Raw genomic sequence first — 16,653 nt, forward strand, 5'->3', positions numbered from 1 at the left:
GTAGGTTTGTGCGCCGGCCACCCTCTAGGGCTTGGGTGACGCCGGCTCGATCCACCCGTATCAATGGCTCGATGCGCAACAGCAGGCCCGCTGGACCTTGATTAGGGAAACGAACTTCCGAGGGCTGTCGGACTTCCATTGGTCGCATGGTCGACCGAGTTCCGCGCGGCCCAGGCAGACCGTGTCTGCGGCGGATGCGTACGCGAGAGGGCGTGGATTCGCGCCGTTGCACTCGCCGGTTACTCTCTTTTCGACCACTTGCCCGGGCTATGCTCGAATCGTCGCTCGCGCCATCTCGGCCCATCGGCGGCAGTGCAGTCGAACCGCCATTGTGAACAATCACTATCGCTTGCCGACCGCGCTTGCCGAATATCACGTTACTCGGAGTAAACCGTTCTCTACGTTCTTGCGCTGGCTACGCTGGTGCAATAGCTCAGTTAACGGGGGTGGAAGGAAGCTCCACCATGGCTCTCACCTTCGCCGGACGGCAAGGACTCACTGTATCCGGTCGGCCCATGTCGCTGCCGCTGAAAGACGTGCGCGCCTTGTCGCGGCAGATGGTCGGGCATTTTGTCGAAACCGTCGCACCCTGCGGCACCTTGCCTGGTGACGCGATCCATGGCGACATCACCATCATCACCCGTGTGTGCTTGGAGCTGGCAGTCAGCATGTTGGACGGCAGCAACATTTCGGAGAAGACCGGGCAACTCGAGGAGGCTGCGGCGCAATGGGCTCGCGAAGGTGTGCCCATCGGTACCATTCACCACGCAATCCATGAGGGTTTCAAGATCGGCTTCGACCTGGTGGTGTCCACAGCCTTGGCCGAGCAGCGTGCCTCCGGCTCAGCTGACACCGATCCGATGCTCGCCGTCAGTACGGCCGATTATCGAAGTATCCTCGACGGCGCCAAACTCGTCGTCGAAATGCTCGACACCATGACCACGGCGGTCTCGGCGGCCTATGTGCGTGAACTGCGCGCGGTCGTGTCGGAGCACCACACCGCGGTGCACACGCTGACCTCGGCGCTGCTCGGGGGCCATCCCACTTCCACCATGGCCCGAGAGTGTGGCATCGACATCTCCGAGCGCTATCGCGTAATAGCCCTCGCCATTCCGTCTCACCCGGACGAGTCCAATCCGGTGCTGGACGCGAAAGTCGTTGCCCGCCGCAAACTCCGGCGGGTGCAGGCGGAATTGGCCACCCGCTGCGACGATACCGTGCTTTCGCTGCTTTCGGTCGACGGTGGCACCCTGCTCATCCCCGCCGATCACATCACCAAGGGCGCCCTGAAGGAACTGATCGGGCATCTGTCGCGGGCGGCTCGCGTGCACATCACCGCCACCGAGGTGACCGCCTCTACCGACACCGTGCCCACCGCCGCGGATCAAGCCCACGAACTGCTCGACATGGTGACCCGGCTCGGGTCGGTGCCGGACCTGTACCACTTCGACGAGCTGGCTCTGGAATACCAGCTCACCCGCCCCGGCCCTGCCCGCGAACAGCTCGGGTCGCTGCTCGATCCCCTGGATGAATATCCGGAACTGCTGGAGACTCTGCAAATCCATATAGCGCACAACCTGAACCGCCGGCGCACTGCGCGGCTACTGCACGTACACACCAACACCGTGGATTACCGGCTCAAGCGGATCGGTCAGCTCACGGGTTTCGATCCGGCCGAGGCGAGCGGGCTTTGGCGCCTGCGTTCTGCGTTGGTCGCCCGCACATACCGCACGTGATCGGCGTGCGGTCGAGTGGGTGTGGAATCACTCCAGTCGATCAGCGTGCGCCGTTCCCGGTCGCAGCGCGGTAGCGCTGACGCCGGGCGAGCGTCAGTAGATGCGATATAGGGGCATGTTTGCATTCTCCGTTCATGCCCGGACCCGACCCGACCGATTATCCGTGAACCAAAATCAGCAGGAGGCCGACATCGATAACGGTTGAAATGCATTGGGCCAGAGTCGAAGAGTTGGAAACCGAACATGAATGATATGCGAAGAACCGAGGTCGAAGGATTTCACGTGACATGGCGGCTGTTCCAGGATCACTTGATCTCCATCGTCGCCGTCCACGAGGCATCCGGCGTCACGCCGATCGTATCCTTCGGTCCCGAGAACTTTCCGGATCTCGCACAAGCGCGAGAACTCCTTCCGGAAATGACCAAGTTGTGGGACGCGGTACGCCATGACTTCTGGACGAAACTCATTCCGCCGCAACCGCGGTGCCGGCAGCGGCGATGGAAATGATTTCGAAACCAGATCAGTCCCGGCGTCAGCGCATTCGACCGCCCCACCCTGGGACAGCAGCGCCGCCCGCTCGGCATTCCCGCCGCCGCGGTCGGCGACCTGCCGGAAGCGCTGGATGCCAGCCCCGAAATCGTGGTGACGGCGGGGATATTTCGTTTGGTCGGCAGCCCGATCCGGATCGCCGGTTACGAGCCCAGCTACGCGCCACCGCCGCGATTGGGCGAGCGCGGCAGCTGAGGCCGTGACCGGCGGGCCTGTGCGGGGCGGCCGCGATCACGAAGCCGGACGAGGCACTAGGCCTCGGGGCAAGGCGTGAGCCACCACCATCCGCCTGCCAGCTCCGTCGTTGGGCAGATAGGATCGCCGAACCCGTCGTACGGCCCGGCTCCGGGTGTTCCGGTGAAGTGCCCGTAACCGATTGCGCCGTCCGGGATTCCGACGTAGTCGGGCACGAACCGTACCGGCTGTCCACCGCTGGTGCCGATGACCGCCACCTTGCAGTTCGCCGAAACGAAGCACAGGTGACGCGGTAGCGCGACACCGTAGTAGTCGCCTGCGCCATGCTCCGGCACTTCCACTGTGGCCGCCGCTGCGAACGCTGGGCGCTCGAGCTGAAACCGGGTCCACGCGGCGGCCTCGGGTTCGAGGATGAGGAAGACAGGTCCGCAGAGACCGATCACCGCGAGTACCGCCGTGACAGCCAAGGGCCACCGCTGCGCGTCGCGTCGCGCCTGCCACAGCGCGAGAGTGAACAGTGCGATCGAGATCAGGAACGCCAGCGCGGACAACGGCAAGGCGAGGAGCCACAGCTGAGTCAGTATCCAGCCGCGATGCAACGTATAGCCGAGTGTGACCACAGTCAGGAGAGCGGCCGCAAGAGGTGGCGTGGCCGAACCAAGCGTCTTCACGAACACAACGGCAAACCTACGTCGGCTGTGTGGAGAACTCGTGCGTGCGGTGTGCGGATGGTGTGTGCCGGGCGTGCTCGATGCGGTCACGACCGGTGGACGTCAGGGCGGTGCCGGCCGCCCTGGATTACGCGACGACCGCGGAGGATCTCTCCTTCCAGACCGCGGACTTCCACGCGGTGATCAGCAAACTCACCGCGGGCCGGGGCTGACACCGCGTCGCCGGTCGCGGGCAGCGACGCCGGAACAGTAGCCGTGCAATAGCCCGTCGGACGCGCGAAGATTGCGCGGAACCAGATGCACCGCAGGATATCTCGCGGCAACCGGCGGTCCTGGAAAGGGTGCTTGGCTAAGTGAACATTCGCGGGGCACACTCTAGGTAACGACGTCCGGCGCCGCCGGTCGAATGCGGGGGCGAGGTCCGAGAAAGATGAGGATTCGGCCGAGGCAGCAGTTGCTCGAGCTGTGGCGAGCGGTGCTGGCCTACTCCTATCGGAACGGAACGTGGACGTGGGGCGGGCGCGACGGCGCCAACTCGATCAGCGACGCCGAACAACTGCTCTGCCTGCTGTATCCGGCTACCGAGATCGCGGCGTTCGCGCTGGACCAGCCGAACGACATGAGTCCCGACGTCCGGTCCGCGCTCGCCCCGTTCGGCGAGGAGACCCGCATCGGCGGCGTCCTGGTCGACTTGGTGGAGGACTATCTGCGCCGCTACACCGGACCCGACGGCGAACCGGTCTTCGCCAGCGGCTCCTACTTGCGCTCGGGCGACGACACTCCGCTCACCCCGGGTCAGCAGGCGGTGGAGGTCGTCGACTCGTACTCGATGTCGTTGAGTCTGTGCATCGCGGCGCTGCGATTCCTGCGCGGATTCATGCGCTTCGTCAGCGGTGAGGTCCGGCTGGAGGCTCGCCAGCTGCGCGAGCGGATCCCCATGGTGATCGAACAGGTCAGCGTGCGGCTCACCGCGGCGATGGCTGGCCTGGTCCGCAGTTTCGTCATCCACACACCGGAGCCGAAGACCGAATACGGTCAATCGATCGTCTACATGCTCAATCAGTCCCGTACGCCGTCCGACGAGGTCATCGAACGGCTGTCGACACAGCTGGAACGCCTGCGGGTGCAGGCGGCCAACGAGGTCAGGCTCAGCCAGACCACCGAGATCGATATCGCCGACGACGGGCGGCTGTTCGAATGCGGATGGAGCTGGGGCATCGTGCGCAGCGCCGAACCCATCGACCTCGTGCCGGGCCGGGTCAGCAGCACGCCCGGGCACGCCGAATCCCGTCCCTACCTGTACTTCACGGCCGTCGCGCTGGACGGCATCAGCGACCTGTCGTCGCAGCGCATCCGGGAACTCGATCTGCTGACCGACGAGCAGCGCACGCTCGCCGACGCGCTGCAGTTGCGCTTCGAGCTGACCCGCAACTACTGGTCGAGGGTCGCCCGCTTCGACAGTGGCCGCTGGCCGCTGGAGGACATCCCGTGGCGTACCTCCGACGGCGAGGAATCGGAGTACTTCAGTCTCGTGGTCGCCGCCGTACTCATCCAGGACCTGGTCTACCGGGAGAGCACCGAGGATCTGGCGCGCACAGTGTCGGTGCTCGATCAGCTTGCCCGCCGGGGGCGCATCACCAGCCGGTTCACGGTCGATGATCCGGCCGCGCCATTGCACTTCCCGGGTGTGCGACTGAACCTGGCCGGCAGCGAGGACGTCGCCGACGGATCCCGATTGATCTGGTACGTCCCGGATTTCGCGACCTTGCTGCTCAAACGCTGCCTGGATGCCGCACGCCTGCGCACCGACGTGGACACCCGCGATCGGTTGATGGAACTCGCCGAGGCGGCGATGGATCACCTCGACCGGCGGGTGCTGCGGAACGGCTCGGTGGTCGGTTTGTGGGACGACATCGGCAGGCTGGTCGGCACGGGCGACATACGGACGGAAGGGCCGTCCTGGTTCGTCACGGAGCGAATGATGGAGTGCCTGGTCATCGCGTACAGCACCTTCGAGCAACCGCCGCTGGCTCCGCAGGCGATGGTCGCCCGCGCGGTGGACCTGCTCAGCGAGGCCGAGCATCTGCTCAATCAAGAGGAACTGGAGGTCGAGGGCCAGGATCGCTCGCCGAAACAGGCGGCGATCAACCGGATCCGGCAGTCGCTGGACCGGGCCCGCCGCGTGCTGCGCGAACGCCCCGGCACCGCCTACAGCCTGGCCACCCAGGCGTTGGTCCAGCTCGACGAACTGGCCTACGCCCGCCGGGACGCGACACGGTAGGGGCGGCATCGTGCTGGTGTTCTCCACCTCCGACAAGGGCGGCACCGGACGGTCGGTGACCAGTTGCAACATCGCCTACCGGCTGTGCCGTTCCGGCCTCAACGTCGTCTACGCCGACTTCGACCTCGGCTCGCCCACGGCCGGTGCGCTGTTCGAGATCGGCGCGGCCGAACGCGGCGTGCCCAGCGGCGGCGTGCATTCCTACCTGCTCGGCGAGAGCGGAACCGTCGCCCGCGTCGACGTGGGCGCGGCGACCGATCGGCCGGAACTGCGCCGGATCGGCCCCAACTCGGGGCGGCTGGTGCTGCTGCCGGGAGACGAGGGCGGCGCCGAATTCCTCACCGACGACGACGCGGTGGTCGAGCGCTGCGCGGAACTGCTGGTCGCGCTGGATCACGAGTTCCGGGTGGTGTTCGTGGATCTGAGCGCGGGCCGTTCCGCGGCGCTGCAGATCGTGTTGCAGGCGACCGCCTTACCGCAACTGCGCGGGCTGACCGCTCGATGGTTGATCTTCCACCGCTGGACGCGCCAGCACATCCTGGCCGCCGCCGGCCTGGTGTACGGCTCGCACGGATTGCTGAAGGCCGGAGCCGAGTGCGGCCACGACCCGGAGGAGTTGCTCGGGTCGGTGCGTTACGTGCGCACCGCGGTGCCCGACGCGAACTGGGACGGTGTCGCCCAGCGCCCGGCGCAGGCGGCGTGGCTGCAAGAGCAGGACACCGCGCTGCGGCGGCTGGCCACCGCCAAACGGCTCGGCACGACGGCGGTGCTCGGCTCGACCCCGATCGAGCCGGTGCTGCAACGGCGCGAGCAGCTCATTCTCGACGCCGACGTCAACGCCCAGATCGCCAACGAGCAGACCGCGCAGGCCTATGCCGAGCTCGCTCGACGACTGGTCGACAACGCGACCTGGGAGAGGCTGTAGATGGGGGAAACACAGGGCTACAGCGAGGCCACGGAACAGCCGCGAATCGCTCAGGTCCCGTTGTCGCACTTGTCGATCGAGGTCGGGCATTTCTATCTCAACGACATCAGTTCCGACATCGAACGGGTCGGCGCGGAGTTCCGCCGCATCGTCCCGCTGGTATCTGCCTTCACCGAGTCGGCCAAGGTGCAGTTCGGACCGAACGCCCGGGTCAGCACCTGCTACCTGATCGACGACTACTTCCAGCCCGACACCGACCCCGCCGCCATCCTCACCAAGCTGCTGGGCGCCGCGGACGAAGCCGGGTTGGTCATCGACTATCTGGCCCGGGAGTCCGCCTGCTGGCGGGCCTCGAGGTTCGTCGACGGTGTGGCGTTCGGTGAGCCGATTCCCGTGGCGGAGATGGTGGCCGCGCGCATCGTCGCCGAGCCCGCGCCGCCGAGCACGGGCCGCAGGCCGCCGACCGCGGAATCGGGCTGGCTGTGCAACGGGCGGCGGTCCTCCGAGGACGAACGCGGCCAGGCCATGCGGCAGCGGATCTATCAGCCGCCGGAGGAGTTCGGCCGCCGCGAGCATTCGATCTTCCTGGACGTGGAACTGTGGAGCAAGCACGTCGTCGACGGGGTGGCGGTGACGCGCTGGTCGTGCCCGTTCCTGGCCGCGGTCTGGCATCTGCTGCGGCTGGGCATGCTGCGCTACCACGGCGCCGCCGTGGTGGATCCGCAACCATGGCGCCGCGAGGATCTCGCGCCGCGCCGCTGGCACGACATTCCGCCGGTGGTGCGGCTCAATCCGTCCGCCGCGCCGTTCGCCGCTTACAAGACCTTGTCGATGCTGCCCAAGCGGTACATCGGCATCGAGCACGCGGTGCGGCTGGTGCTCGACCATCTCGATCTCGACGACGACGTGGTCGAACAGACCATCGTCCGTGGCGGCGGAGAGGTGCCACCGGTGCCGGTGCCGCGCGCGGTCAGCGAACGGCTCTCGCACCTGCTGCTCGACGGAGCCTGACATGGCCTCGACCACGCCTTTGGTCGTGCTCGGTGAAGTACGCACCTGCCTGCTGCCGTCGGCGACCGCGCTGACCGGACCCGAGGCCTGCGATCTGCTGGCGCTCATGCCGGGCTGCACGGTGCGCTGGCGGGAGCGGCCGGGCACGCTGGCGGTGTCGCCGACCACCGCGGTCGGCGTCGATTGCGATCTGGCCGTGGGCGAGCAGACCGCCCACATCGTCGGGACCGTGGCGACCAGCGCGGTCCTGTCCGGCGGCCGCGTGCTGCAGTCCAGCGCGCGCACCCAGGTGGTCCGCGCGGCCAACCGGCGCAGGCAGACGTGGTCGCACTACCTCAGCCGCAAGGGCGTGACCGAGGTCATCAGCCGCCTGCCCGAAAGAAGCGGCAGCGCTGAGGCTTTGGCCGAGGGTTATCTCACCGGTCCGGTCTGCTCCGAGACGTTGGACCTGGCTTCGATCAGCGAGCGGCTGCTGGCTCGCCTGCGCGCCGACACCAGGCTGGACCAGAAGCCGCCGGTGCGGACCGGCGCCACCCGGTTGCGCTGGGTTGCCTGGATCGGGGGCGGTGCGGGCCCCACCGCCAAGCTGCACCTGGACGACGCCACCGTGCGCACCGTCCGGATGCGGGTGCGCAACGAGGCCGATCTGCATGAGGCGCAGCGGTTCTGCGAGGACCTGGCCGCGCACGACTGGCTGCTGACCGTCGTCACCGACGCGCTGGCCGAGGCCGACCGCTTCCCCTCGCACAGTCGCGAACGCACCGACATCCTCGCCCCCGTGCTGGAGGATCTCACCGGACTGTGGATGCCGGGAGCGCACACTCCGGCATCGATGCGGACGTTGTGGCAGAAGTTGCAGACGGATCCCGGGTTGTCTCGCCAGTGGAACGCCCTCGTCGCGCGGTTGCAGAACCGTATCGCCATCGCGACGCTGGACGCGCTGCGGCACAAGGCTTTCGACGCCGAATGGTAGCGCCGCGTCGCGCTACATCCGGAACCACTTGCGCACCAGCAGCGCGAAGAACACCGACATCGACACCGTGCCCATCCACGCTTCCACGGCGAACAACGGCCGGGCGATCGGGCGCAGATCCTCGGTGTCACCGGGGCCCAGGGGATTGATGAAGCTGGTCACGCAGGTATAGACGGTGGCGGCGGGCGAGGGATTGCCGTTCAGGGCCAAAGCGGCGACGGTGAACAGCACCAGCTGCACCGCGACCCAGCCGAGCAGCCAGAACGGCCGGTACCCGTAGCCGCACAGCACATACGACAGTTGTCCGGTCCACCGCCGCCAGCCCGGCGGCAGCGCGAGCGTGCGCGCCCGCGCCAAGCGCAGACCGCAGCGGTCCTGCGCTTCGTCGTCCTCGTTCATCCGGTACAGCGCGGCGCCTCTGCGATAGGCGAGGGCGGCGTGACCGGGCAGACGCGCCGCGGAGAGCTGAGCGCCCAACTGCTCGTACACCTCGGCCAGCATGGTGTTCTGTCGACTGCTCAGCCGCAATGGGCCGCGGAATTCGAGTTCCGCGGCCAGCAGCGCCGCCGGGATCGCGCTCGGCACCCGCCAGCCGGCCTCGTCGGGTATCGGTTGCCGTGCGGCGGCGTACAGATGCCGGAACACCAGGGAATCGGAGCGCCGCCGCGTGCTGGGCGGGTCGTAGTCGGCCAGAATAGCCTCGGCGTGCGCTGCGAACCGCTCCAGTTCGATCTGCTCGGAGCGCTCACCCCGATCGAGTTCGGCGGTGTATTCGTCGGCGCGCCTTGTGATCCGGGTCGAGACGGATGCGACGAAGGGCGAGATCTCCCCCATGTCACGAGTCTAGCGGTCGGCCTTTCAGCCGGTATTCGAAAACGTCGCGGGGCTCGCCAGGGCCGAAATACCGGTCGTCGTGCTCGACGAACTCGAAGCCCGCTCGTTTGAACAGGTTGCTCGCGTGCTGATTGTCCGGCCGCACGGTCAGGTACACCACTTCGGCTCCCACTTTCCGGCACGTCTGCAGTGTGCGGCTCAGCAGGCCACGCCCGTACCCTCCGCCCTGGTGCCTCTTGGCCACCGCGAAGGTGAACAGCAACGCCCGGCCCTTCTTCTCCAGGGTCAGCGCGTAACCGATCACCGTGCCGTCCACCTCCACGACCAGCCATTCGGATCCGTGCAGGTCGAACAGTTGGCGCAGCATCAGATACAGGTACGGCTCGGCGAACACCTCGGCCTCGATGGCCGCGATGTCGTCCAGATCGGCGAAGCAGGCCCGCCGGTATTCCGGCTGAGGCGCTTTGGCGATGTTCATCCGCTCCCTACTGCCAGGGCATAGGCCGTCCGATTCCAGCTTAAACGTCACTCACCGAGCGGGGTCAGTGTAGAACCAGCGAAATCGTTCCCCGGCGCGGCGGGCGGTCGGTGTCGCGTCCGCGCCGGACGACCCGGGCGATGCCGCGTGGCTGTAACGGAGGCAGTCGGGCTCGCTCGCCGCGCAGCGGGCTACTTCGGCGGGAAGCGCAAGGCGGCGTCGAGGCGGATGACTTCGCCGTGGGGTAGTCGTTGTCGATGATGGCGGCGGCCAGCTCGGCGTACTCCTCGGAACGGCCCATGCGCTCGGGGAACGGCACCTGCGCGCCCCAGTAGGGCCTCCTCCGTGGGTGTCGACCGAGATGCGCAGGGGCCCCGAGCGATTCCGCTTCGGCGACGGCGGCGAGCACAGAGTCCTCTTCGGTGGCGTCGGTGTGCACGTAGCGGATTCCGGGTTCGGTTTCGAAGATCGGGCATGCACCCGGGTGTAAGTTAAGCTCTCTACTGAGAGCATGGAGCTCTCAGGCGCGAGCGAAACCGTGGGCGCAGAAGTTCCATACTTCGGACGCGGTGATCGGATGCTGCGTCTCGTCGTCGGACGCTCCCGCGGATTGCGCGGTGAACATGACGGTCTGCATGACCATGGCCGCCGTCCGGCGCGAATCGACCTCCGGGCGCAGTTGGCCCGCGTCCTTGGCCAGGTCCATCAGTTCGGTGAACAGTGCCAGCATCGGCGCGTGCGCGACCTTCACGTGATCAGGATGCGAGATCAGCAGTTGCGGTGCGAAATCGGTGAACAGTGGGCGTTGCGCCGACGGATCCGGCCGGCACAGCTCGAACAGCAGCTCGACGGCCACCTGGAGTTTGTCCAGCGGGTCGGTCTGGCCGTCGGCGGCGGCGCGCAGCTGGTCGGACGTGCGGCTCAGGGCGTCCTCGAAGAGGGCGAGCAGCAGTTCGTGTTTGCCGTCGAACTGCAGGTAGAAGCTGCGCAGGGACTGCCGTGAGCGGTCCACCACCTCCTGCACCGTGAAGTCCGTGCTGCCCTTCTCGGTGATGATCGCCTGGGCGGCGTCCAGGAACCGCTGCACGCGCTCCTCGGCGCGCAACTTCGCGGTGCGAAGGGAGCGCTCGACGGCGCGCTGCTTCCAGGCCGGTTTCTCGCTCGGGCTGGTCACGGGCGCCTCGGTCCTCGGTCATATGCAGAGAACATGAATGCACTGTACGGGAGAACGGTGTGTCATCGGGTTCTCGAGGCGCCGTGTCCGCCCAGTTGTGAGACTATCATTTCCTGATGCGAGAATAATATTCTCGCAACCGAGTGGCGTACTCGACGCCGCCTGGGTGCGTGCCGCCGAGGACGACGAGGTCGCGGTCATCGTGCTGCGCGGTGCGGGTAAGCACTTCTCCGCGGGGCACGATCTGAAGGACAAATCGTGGCCGGATCCCAGCAAGATCACCCTCGACCGCATCTACGGGCTGGAGTCGCGCCGCTACCTGGAGTATTCGCTGCGCTGGCGCAACGTGCCGAGACCGTCCATCGCCGCCTTCCAGGGCCGGTGCATTGCGGGCGGCATGCTGCAAATTCAGCAGTTCTCCCACGATCATCACCGGGATAGCCATTGCGGGCGGCGGAAATGCGCTTCGCGCGCCCGCTACTTCCCGGCGGTCACGGGCTCGTCAACGCGCGGGGCTCGGAGCTCGAGCGTTCAGCTCTCACGCCTTCGAGCCGGGCGCGATCGTTGCGGTCGGCATGAATCGGCGGGAAGCGGGTCATCCGTTGCTCCCACTCGCCGTCGCGTACTTCCATGCGCCAGGTCTTGTTCCAGCCGAATGGCATCATGTGCACGGCGAAGTCGTGATCGCGCAGGTGTTCGGCGATCCGGGCGAGCACGGTTCTCGCCGTCGTGGTGTCGCATTCGTGACCGGGCCGGGTGAGATGCGAGAAGCCATTGATGACGATCCAGGTAGTGTCGGTCTTGCGCGCGATACGGCGGATCGCTTTGGCTGCGGCACGGGCGAACGTCGAGTCTCCGCACTCGACACCGATGAGAAGAAGCAGGCACTCGCCGAATTCGTGTGTCACCCCGGGTATGTCGGGCTCGAGCGGCATCGCGGCGGAACTGGGAGTGGTTACGGCATAGTTGAGTGTTCGACAACGTTGACTCAATATGTTCACGCCGAGTCCTCACCTGGAAACCATCTGATCACCAGCCAACCGTCATCGCCCTTGATGGCCGGCCGCGGTGTGAACTATAAAGGCCGACCATCGCCGCGGCGCCTTCCCTCGGTTGGAGGGCTTGGGCCACCACTCGGACCGAGGAGCCTGCCGTGGTGTCGACTACATCGAACACTCAGATCTACACCTTGCGTGCCGACAAGGTCGGTTATGCCGAGATCTGCGTTCCGTGCCGACATCGCACAGGTCGCCGCTGACCGACCTGAAGCCCTCGATGAGCCCATGGAGTGTTACGAAACTGGGATGTTCTCGGGCACTCGATCGTCGGCCCTTGCTTCGACCTGCGGATCCCGGAGCCGCCCCCGCGCGGTCCGCCCGTCGGGCGAGGCTCGCCCATCACACTCGGTTTTGGGTCGGAAGATCCAGTGTGAGAGTTTGAGTTTTGGATGGAACCGAATGACTATCCGGTGCGTCCAACCATTCGAAACCATCCTGTGGGGGGATGAGAGGGCATAGCAGTTGACGTACGACCCGTCTGCCACAACCACGTTCACCGTGGTTCCTGAAACCGTCTCCGATGCAGGGCGCTATGTGCAACAGACCGCGCAGGCCCTCATCAGCGGGTTGCGTTCGGCCAGCGCCGAAGTCGACGGGCTCATGTCGAGCTGGCGCGGCGCGGCGGCCAGCGCATACGCGGGCGCCTGGGACGAGACCCATAGTGCCGCACTCGAGGTGTTCGAAGCGCTGGCTGACATGGCCGACTTGCTGGGCGTGGTGGTCGACCGCAGCGCGGCCGCCGATACGGAGGCCGCGAACCAGTACAGCTCGTTGAGCTTGCCCCCGATCTGACCGCGATCAAACCGAAACCGCTGGGAGAACCCGTGACCGAGTATCGCGTCGATCTCGCGCACCTGGAATCCGTAACCGCCCGAAACTGCCCCGGCCCTAGAAAGGACAAAGAAGGACGATGCCGAAAGAGGTCAACGGGAAGATTTTTTACGCACCCGGCGAATACCCGTATGAGGACAATATTTCAGACGAGGAACTGGCGAAGATCAAAGCGGGATTCGCGGCATTCAACGCACGCCGCGACGCCGTACCGGAAAACGAGCGAATCCACTTGCGCGACCGGTTCGGAGACGAAGACAAATTAGGCACCCCCCAGGAAGCCGAGTACCTGGCCGAAGTGGAAGAGCGCAAGAAGCGGGGCGAGTATTGGGGGTAACCACGGGAGTCGGGTCGGGGCGGATGCTCATCGGGCGAACTGTGAGCACTCGACGGCACGGTCTCCCCGGACCGAATCAGCTGGTCGGATCGGATCCTGAGCCGGAGTCGGGGGCGCTTGATTCCCGTACGAGAACTGGCTCTGAATCAGGGTGATGCCTTTGCGATCTCTCCAGCTCGGGGGCTCGCTGCCGCAGCAGCGGTACTGTGATCCGTATGTGGGGGTGCATGATCTGCGACAAACACCGTGGGAGCGGACCGCTGGTGAGCCCGGTGATCCATGCCGATGAACTCGTGCTGGTGACCCACCGGCCCGCCCACGGCGAATGGGCGCGGCCGGGGTACCTGTTCGTCGAGCCTCGCCGCCACGTCGCGGCCCTCGACCTGCTCGACGACGCCGAGACAGTAGCGCTTGCCCGCTCTGTCCGCTCGTCGATCGGCGCCCTGCGCCGGGTCCTCGAACCCGCCCACGTCTTCACCTTCGTCGCCGGCCTGAGCGTGGCCCACGTCCACCAGCACGTCTTCACCCGCCCATCCGACACCGCGCGAGATGTGCCGTGGCACAACGCCGATTCTCCGGACGCACCTCGGATCCCCGCATCCGAACTCGACGCGCTGTGCGCCGAACTGGCGGCGGCGCTGCCAGGCTGAGGTAGATCAACTCGACCGTCGGTTCGCCAGACTGAACGGCGGGCCGAACGGCTCACCATTCTGCGCTCGGCGCTGATTGCGGCTCAGTTGCCGGGATGGGCGTCGCGGTCGTGGCTGGTGGGGTGGCCGTCCTTGTCGTACCACTGGCCGTTCGCGTCGCGGGTCCAGCCTTCGAATTCGGTGCCGATCAAGCTGTCGACTCCCCAACGTTCCCCCAGGCCCAGCGAGGGGGACCGTGCAGGTTCGGGCGGGGCATTGCGGCGTTTCTCCTCGAATGCGGCGAGTAGTTCGTCGGCGCGCGCGAGTTCTTCGTCAGAAGGGATCAAGCCTCGTGCTTCCGATTCCTCTCGACTGTAGAAAGTGAAGCGACCGACTTTTTCCGAGTCCGGTTCAGGCATGGTATGTCTCCTATGGTTCGACCAGTGTGATAATAATGCGACCCGTTTTCGGATCGGGCACTTTGCTCTTGCAGAAGAACTCGGTCCCTGTTTTGAACATGACTTCGTCGGGAGTCCCTCCGTAGTCGTGGACCTGCCGTCCAGTCTTGCTCACTATCCGGAATTCGGTGTTCGTGGTGTTGGCCATGAGTTCGTTACCGGCGCGGCTGGAACTGTTCATGAACCCGTTCACCGGTCCCGTTTCGCCGGGCTGGAAGCGGGCGAGTTCCTGGGGCGTCATGTCAATATGCCGGGTCACCGTCCCCTGATACGGGGGTAACTTGTCCAGCGCGGCGTTGATCCGAAGAGCTTCCGCCTGCTGATCTGCGGTGAGGTTCCCCTCACGCAGCCCGCGAATCAGGTCCCGGCTAGGGCCGCGGGTAAGCATCCATCGTTCCTCGGTGGACATCCCACCGGTCATCCAGTCCTTGCCCGTGGTGCGCTGACCGAGCTTTTCCAGGTCACGCAGTTCGTCGGAATGCTTCGCGATGTCCTGCTCTATTTTGATTCCGTTTTCTAGCTTTTTCGACCCTTTCCACACATCGATGATCGCACGGATCGGTCGTGCGAACCGGGCTGCGATCTCCACCGCTTTCGCGGAAGCCACTGCGGCACCGATACCGAAGGTGACGAACGACGTCGCAATACCGATAGCGGCGGTGATCGCGAGTTCCTTGGCGAGTTCTTTCGCCAGGTCCTCGAGCTGGATTTTCAGTTTCTCGCGCAGGTCGCCGAGCGCGGTGGAATGGTCACGACACGCGGTCGCCAGGGTGCCGAACACAGCAGGAATCGACTCCGCGGCCGCTTTCAATTTACCGAGATCGGCCTCGATGTAGTCGCATTCCGGGGTTTGGATCTCGGCGAAAAGACCGGCCACACGCTGCACTTCCGCGGCGAGATCCGCGACCGCTTCCATGGTTTGCAGTTGCGTCCACGCATCGGCGACCGAGCCGAGCTTGGCGGTGTCGCCGTTCGGCACGACGATGCCCACCTTCTCGGCGATCTTCAGTGCCTCGTCCAGGCCGTTGGTCGGCCCGCCGGCGGATGGCAGGGGCACCCGGCAGGAATAGACCGCCGGGGGCGGGGTCGGCGGCGCTGCGGGCGGGGCACCGGCGTCGCCGTGAGTCGCGTTGTACTCGGCAGTCTCGTGGTTGTGGCCCAGAGTGCGTAGAACCGTCGCGTAGGCGTCCATGCCCTGCGCGGTCGCCGAGACCAGGCGCAGGGCCTCGTAAGCGTGCTGGTCGTAGCTTTCCGCCCACTTGGTGGCCTCGTCGTAGGTGCCGGCCATGTGCTCGCCGGCGGCCAGCAGAGACCACCGGTTGTCCACCTCGCGGTAGAGGTTGGCCGCGGCGGTATTGAGGGCGGTCGCGGCGTCGTAGTAGACCGCGGGCCGGATCACGAGTGCCGTCGTCACGCCTACCGCCCGAGGATGCCGAGATTGGTGGTCAGAGCGGCGGTATAGGCGCTGTGCGCGGTCGCGGCGGCCGAGCGCATCGTGTCGATACCCTCACGGACCTCGGTGGCGGCCTGCGCCCATTCCCGGTGCGCGGTGGCGTGCGCGGTGGCAGCCTCCCCGCCCCAGGTCAGATGCGCTGCGGCAATGCGTGCGTCCAGGCCGGCGAGAGAGTCGGTGACGAAGCCGACCAGCCCACCGATTCGAACGGTCACATTGTCGAGGTGTTCCAGGTCGACGTTGTAACCGTCGGCGGTGTCTCCAGTGGTCATGACAGGCGCCTCGCGATCCCGTCTTCGACTTCGCTGGCGGTTGGCATCGATTCCCGATGCGCGTCCTGGTGCCGCTGGGATGCGGCCCCGCTCCATTGCTGATGTGCGGCGGTGATCAGCCCGGAGAAGGAGGCCTGGGCGAAGCCGAGCAATCCCGATACGCGGGCGGTCACCGGGTCCAAATGGTCGAGGTGGATGTCGACTCGGTAGCTTCCATCATCAGTAGTCACGTAGCGGATCCCTTGATCAAATGTCAGCAGGTCAGGGCAGATTCAACGAGCTGGTGACGTGGGCTGTGTCCGCGGCGCGGCGGTCGTCTATATCGCTGTAGCCGACCGCGGCCACACCGAGTAGCTCGGCCATGGCTGCGAGGGCGTCCAGAACGTCCAGTGCGCCCTTCTTCGTTTCCTCCCAGCCTGCGAGGTACGCGCGGGCAGCGGTGCCCTTCCAGGTGGTCATGAGGGCCTGTACTTCGGTGTCCGCCATGCGGACTCCGTTCCGCAGCGCGGTCGCGGTGTCCTGCACGTACTTGCCGGCGTCGGACACCGTCGCAGGTACCACCAGAAACGGGCTCGCTTGAGCACCCGACATAGGCAAACCTCTCTAGCTGGGGCCGATCGCGCTGATCAGGCCATTGCTCGGTGAGGTCGACCGCCCGGACAGCGCCGCCGGCGGCGGCAAGGTGGATCTGCGCACAGTAGCGAGAGCCGACGGGCGCGAAGACGACCCTACCCCAGCGGCGGGCCGCGGCGAATCCCGCCGCAGACCTGCTCATCGGCCAACTTCAC

20 protein-coding genes and 3 pseudogenes are annotated in these 16,653 nt (G+C 66.1%); 12 read left to right on the forward strand and 11 right to left on the reverse strand.

Annotated features, from left to right (window positions below):
* Positions 1-515 precede the first annotated feature (515 nt).
* From ACL03I_RS11970 to ACL03I_RS11980, 3 genes and pseudogenes are all read left to right on the forward strand, one after another.
* Complete coding sequence (locus tag ACL03I_RS11970) at positions 516-1,736, forward strand: PucR family transcriptional regulator (protein WP_364432396.1); 1,221 nt, start codon at positions 516-518, stop codon at positions 1,734-1,736.
* Positions 1,737-2,018: 282 nt separating this feature from the next.
* Positions 2,019-2,243 carry a hypothetical protein gene (locus ACL03I_RS11975; RefSeq protein WP_355075138.1) on the forward strand — a complete coding sequence of 75 codons (225 nt, stop codon included), beginning with the start codon at positions 2,019-2,021 and terminating at the stop codon, positions 2,241-2,243.
* Positions 2,244-2,306: 63 nt separating this feature from the next.
* Positions 2,307-2,480, forward strand: a pseudogene (locus ACL03I_RS11980) (CoA transferase); the annotation flags it as partial.
* Positions 2,481-2,536: 56 nt separating this feature from the next.
* Here ACL03I_RS11980 and ACL03I_RS11985 read toward each other — a convergent pair.
* Complete coding sequence (locus tag ACL03I_RS11985; RefSeq protein ID WP_355075140.1) at positions 2,537-3,157, reverse strand: hypothetical protein; 621 nt, start codon at positions 3,155-3,157, stop codon at positions 2,537-2,539.
* Positions 3,158-3,231: 74 nt separating this feature from the next.
* On the opposite strand from ACL03I_RS11985, the gene ACL03I_RS11990 reads away from it, so the two are divergent.
* The 5 genes from ACL03I_RS11990 (at position 3,232) to ACL03I_RS12010 (ending at position 8,341) form a co-directional block, all read left to right on the forward strand.
* Positions 3,232-3,363, forward strand: a complete 132-nt coding sequence (locus tag ACL03I_RS11990; RefSeq protein WP_355075142.1) for a hypothetical protein — start codon at positions 3,232-3,234, stop codon at positions 3,361-3,363.
* Positions 3,364-3,581: 218 nt separating this feature from the next.
* Complete coding sequence (locus tag ACL03I_RS11995) at positions 3,582-5,432, forward strand: SCO2524 family protein (protein ID WP_412805912.1); 1,851 nt, start codon at positions 3,582-3,584, stop codon at positions 5,430-5,432.
* A gap of 10 nt (positions 5,433-5,442) precedes the next feature.
* Entirely contained in the window at positions 5,443-6,357 is a 915-nt protein-coding gene (locus ACL03I_RS12000) for an SCO2523 family variant P-loop protein (RefSeq protein WP_355075146.1), read from the forward strand.
* The gene (locus ACL03I_RS12005) at positions 6,358-7,368 is read left to right on the forward strand and encodes an SCO2522 family protein (protein ID WP_355075148.1); all 1,011 of its coding nucleotides are present in this window, start codon (positions 6,358-6,360) and stop codon (positions 7,366-7,368) included. It abuts the gene before it with no gap.
* A 1-nt stretch (position 7,369) separates the two neighbouring features.
* Positions 7,370-8,341 carry an SCO2521 family protein gene (locus ACL03I_RS12010; RefSeq protein WP_412805913.1) on the forward strand — a complete coding sequence of 324 codons (972 nt, stop codon included), beginning with the start codon at positions 7,370-7,372 and terminating at the stop codon, positions 8,339-8,341.
* A 12-nt stretch (positions 8,342-8,353) separates the two neighbouring features.
* On the opposite strand, the gene ACL03I_RS12015 is transcribed toward ACL03I_RS12010, so the two are convergent.
* From ACL03I_RS12015 to ACL03I_RS12030, 4 genes and pseudogenes are all read right to left on the reverse strand, one after another.
* Positions 8,354-9,175, reverse strand: a complete 822-nt coding sequence (locus tag ACL03I_RS12015) for a hypothetical protein (RefSeq protein ID WP_412805914.1) — start codon at positions 9,173-9,175, stop codon at positions 8,354-8,356.
* A gap of 1 nt (position 9,176) precedes the next feature.
* Positions 9,177-9,653 (reverse strand): GNAT family N-acetyltransferase, encoded by a 477-nt coding sequence (locus tag ACL03I_RS12020; protein ID WP_355075154.1) that lies wholly within the window; start codon positions 9,651-9,653, stop codon positions 9,177-9,179.
* 191 nt (positions 9,654-9,844) lie between these two features.
* Positions 9,845-10,116, reverse strand: a pseudogene (locus ACL03I_RS12025) (hypothetical protein); the annotation flags it as partial.
* A gap of 57 nt (positions 10,117-10,173) precedes the next feature.
* The gene (locus ACL03I_RS12030; protein ID WP_412805915.1) at positions 10,174-10,827 is read right to left on the reverse strand and encodes a TetR/AcrR family transcriptional regulator; all 654 of its coding nucleotides are present in this window, start codon (positions 10,825-10,827) and stop codon (positions 10,174-10,176) included.
* A gap of 151 nt (positions 10,828-10,978) precedes the next feature.
* Between ACL03I_RS12030 and ACL03I_RS12035 the strand changes: the two are divergent.
* Positions 10,979-11,230 (forward strand): annotated as a pseudogene (locus tag ACL03I_RS12035) (enoyl-CoA hydratase-related protein); the annotation flags it as partial.
* 88 nt (positions 11,231-11,318) lie between these two features.
* Here ACL03I_RS12035 and ACL03I_RS12040 read toward each other — a convergent pair.
* Positions 11,319-11,828 carry a threonyl-tRNA synthetase editing domain-containing protein gene (locus ACL03I_RS12040; protein ID WP_412805916.1) on the reverse strand — a complete coding sequence of 170 codons (510 nt, stop codon included), beginning with the start codon at positions 11,826-11,828 and terminating at the stop codon, positions 11,319-11,321.
* Positions 11,829-12,347: 519 nt separating this feature from the next.
* Between ACL03I_RS12040 and ACL03I_RS12045 the strand changes: the two genes are divergently transcribed.
* The 3 genes from ACL03I_RS12045 (at position 12,348) to ACL03I_RS12055 (ending at position 13,703) form a co-directional block, all read left to right on the forward strand.
* Positions 12,348-12,677, forward strand: a complete 330-nt coding sequence (locus ACL03I_RS12045) for a WXG100 family type VII secretion target (protein WP_355075160.1) — start codon at positions 12,348-12,350, stop codon at positions 12,675-12,677.
* Positions 12,678-12,795: 118 nt separating this feature from the next.
* Positions 12,796-13,053 (forward strand): hypothetical protein, encoded by a 258-nt coding sequence (locus ACL03I_RS12050; protein WP_412805917.1) that lies wholly within the window; start codon positions 12,796-12,798, stop codon positions 13,051-13,053.
* 263 nt (positions 13,054-13,316) lie between these two features.
* Positions 13,317-13,703 (forward strand): HIT family protein, encoded by a 387-nt coding sequence (locus ACL03I_RS12055; protein ID WP_412805918.1) that lies wholly within the window; start codon positions 13,317-13,319, stop codon positions 13,701-13,703.
* A gap of 83 nt (positions 13,704-13,786) precedes the next feature.
* Here ACL03I_RS12055 and ACL03I_RS12060 read toward each other — a convergent pair whose 3' ends face one another.
* The 5 genes from ACL03I_RS12060 to ACL03I_RS12080 are packed head-to-tail and all read right to left on the reverse strand — an operon-like array spanning position 13,787 to position 16,456.
* Complete coding sequence (locus ACL03I_RS12060) at positions 13,787-14,101, reverse strand: hypothetical protein (protein WP_412805919.1); 315 nt, start codon at positions 14,099-14,101, stop codon at positions 13,787-13,789.
* Between the two features lie 10 nt (positions 14,102-14,111).
* The gene (locus ACL03I_RS12065) at positions 14,112-15,554 is read right to left on the reverse strand and encodes a hypothetical protein (RefSeq protein ID WP_412805920.1); all 1,443 of its coding nucleotides are present in this window, start codon (positions 15,552-15,554) and stop codon (positions 14,112-14,114) included.
* A 2-nt stretch (positions 15,555-15,556) separates the two neighbouring features.
* Positions 15,557-15,865, reverse strand: a complete 309-nt coding sequence (locus ACL03I_RS12070; RefSeq protein ID WP_412805921.1) for a WXG100 family type VII secretion target — start codon at positions 15,863-15,865, stop codon at positions 15,557-15,559.
* Positions 15,862-16,095, reverse strand: coding sequence for a hypothetical protein (locus ACL03I_RS12075; protein WP_412805922.1), 234 nt, complete (start codon positions 16,093-16,095; stop codon positions 15,862-15,864). Before ACL03I_RS12075 ends, ACL03I_RS12070 begins: the two co-directional genes overlap by 4 nt.
* A 31-nt stretch (positions 16,096-16,126) precedes the next feature.
* Positions 16,127-16,456, reverse strand: a complete 330-nt coding sequence (locus tag ACL03I_RS12080; protein WP_412805923.1) for a WXG100 family type VII secretion target — start codon at positions 16,454-16,456, stop codon at positions 16,127-16,129.
* Positions 16,457-16,653 lie beyond the last annotated feature (197 nt).

Origin of the sequence: Nocardia sichangensis (assembly GCF_047200615.1) — a bacterium.
Taxonomy (GTDB): domain Bacteria; phylum Actinomycetota; class Actinomycetes; order Mycobacteriales; family Mycobacteriaceae; genus Nocardia; species Nocardia sichangensis.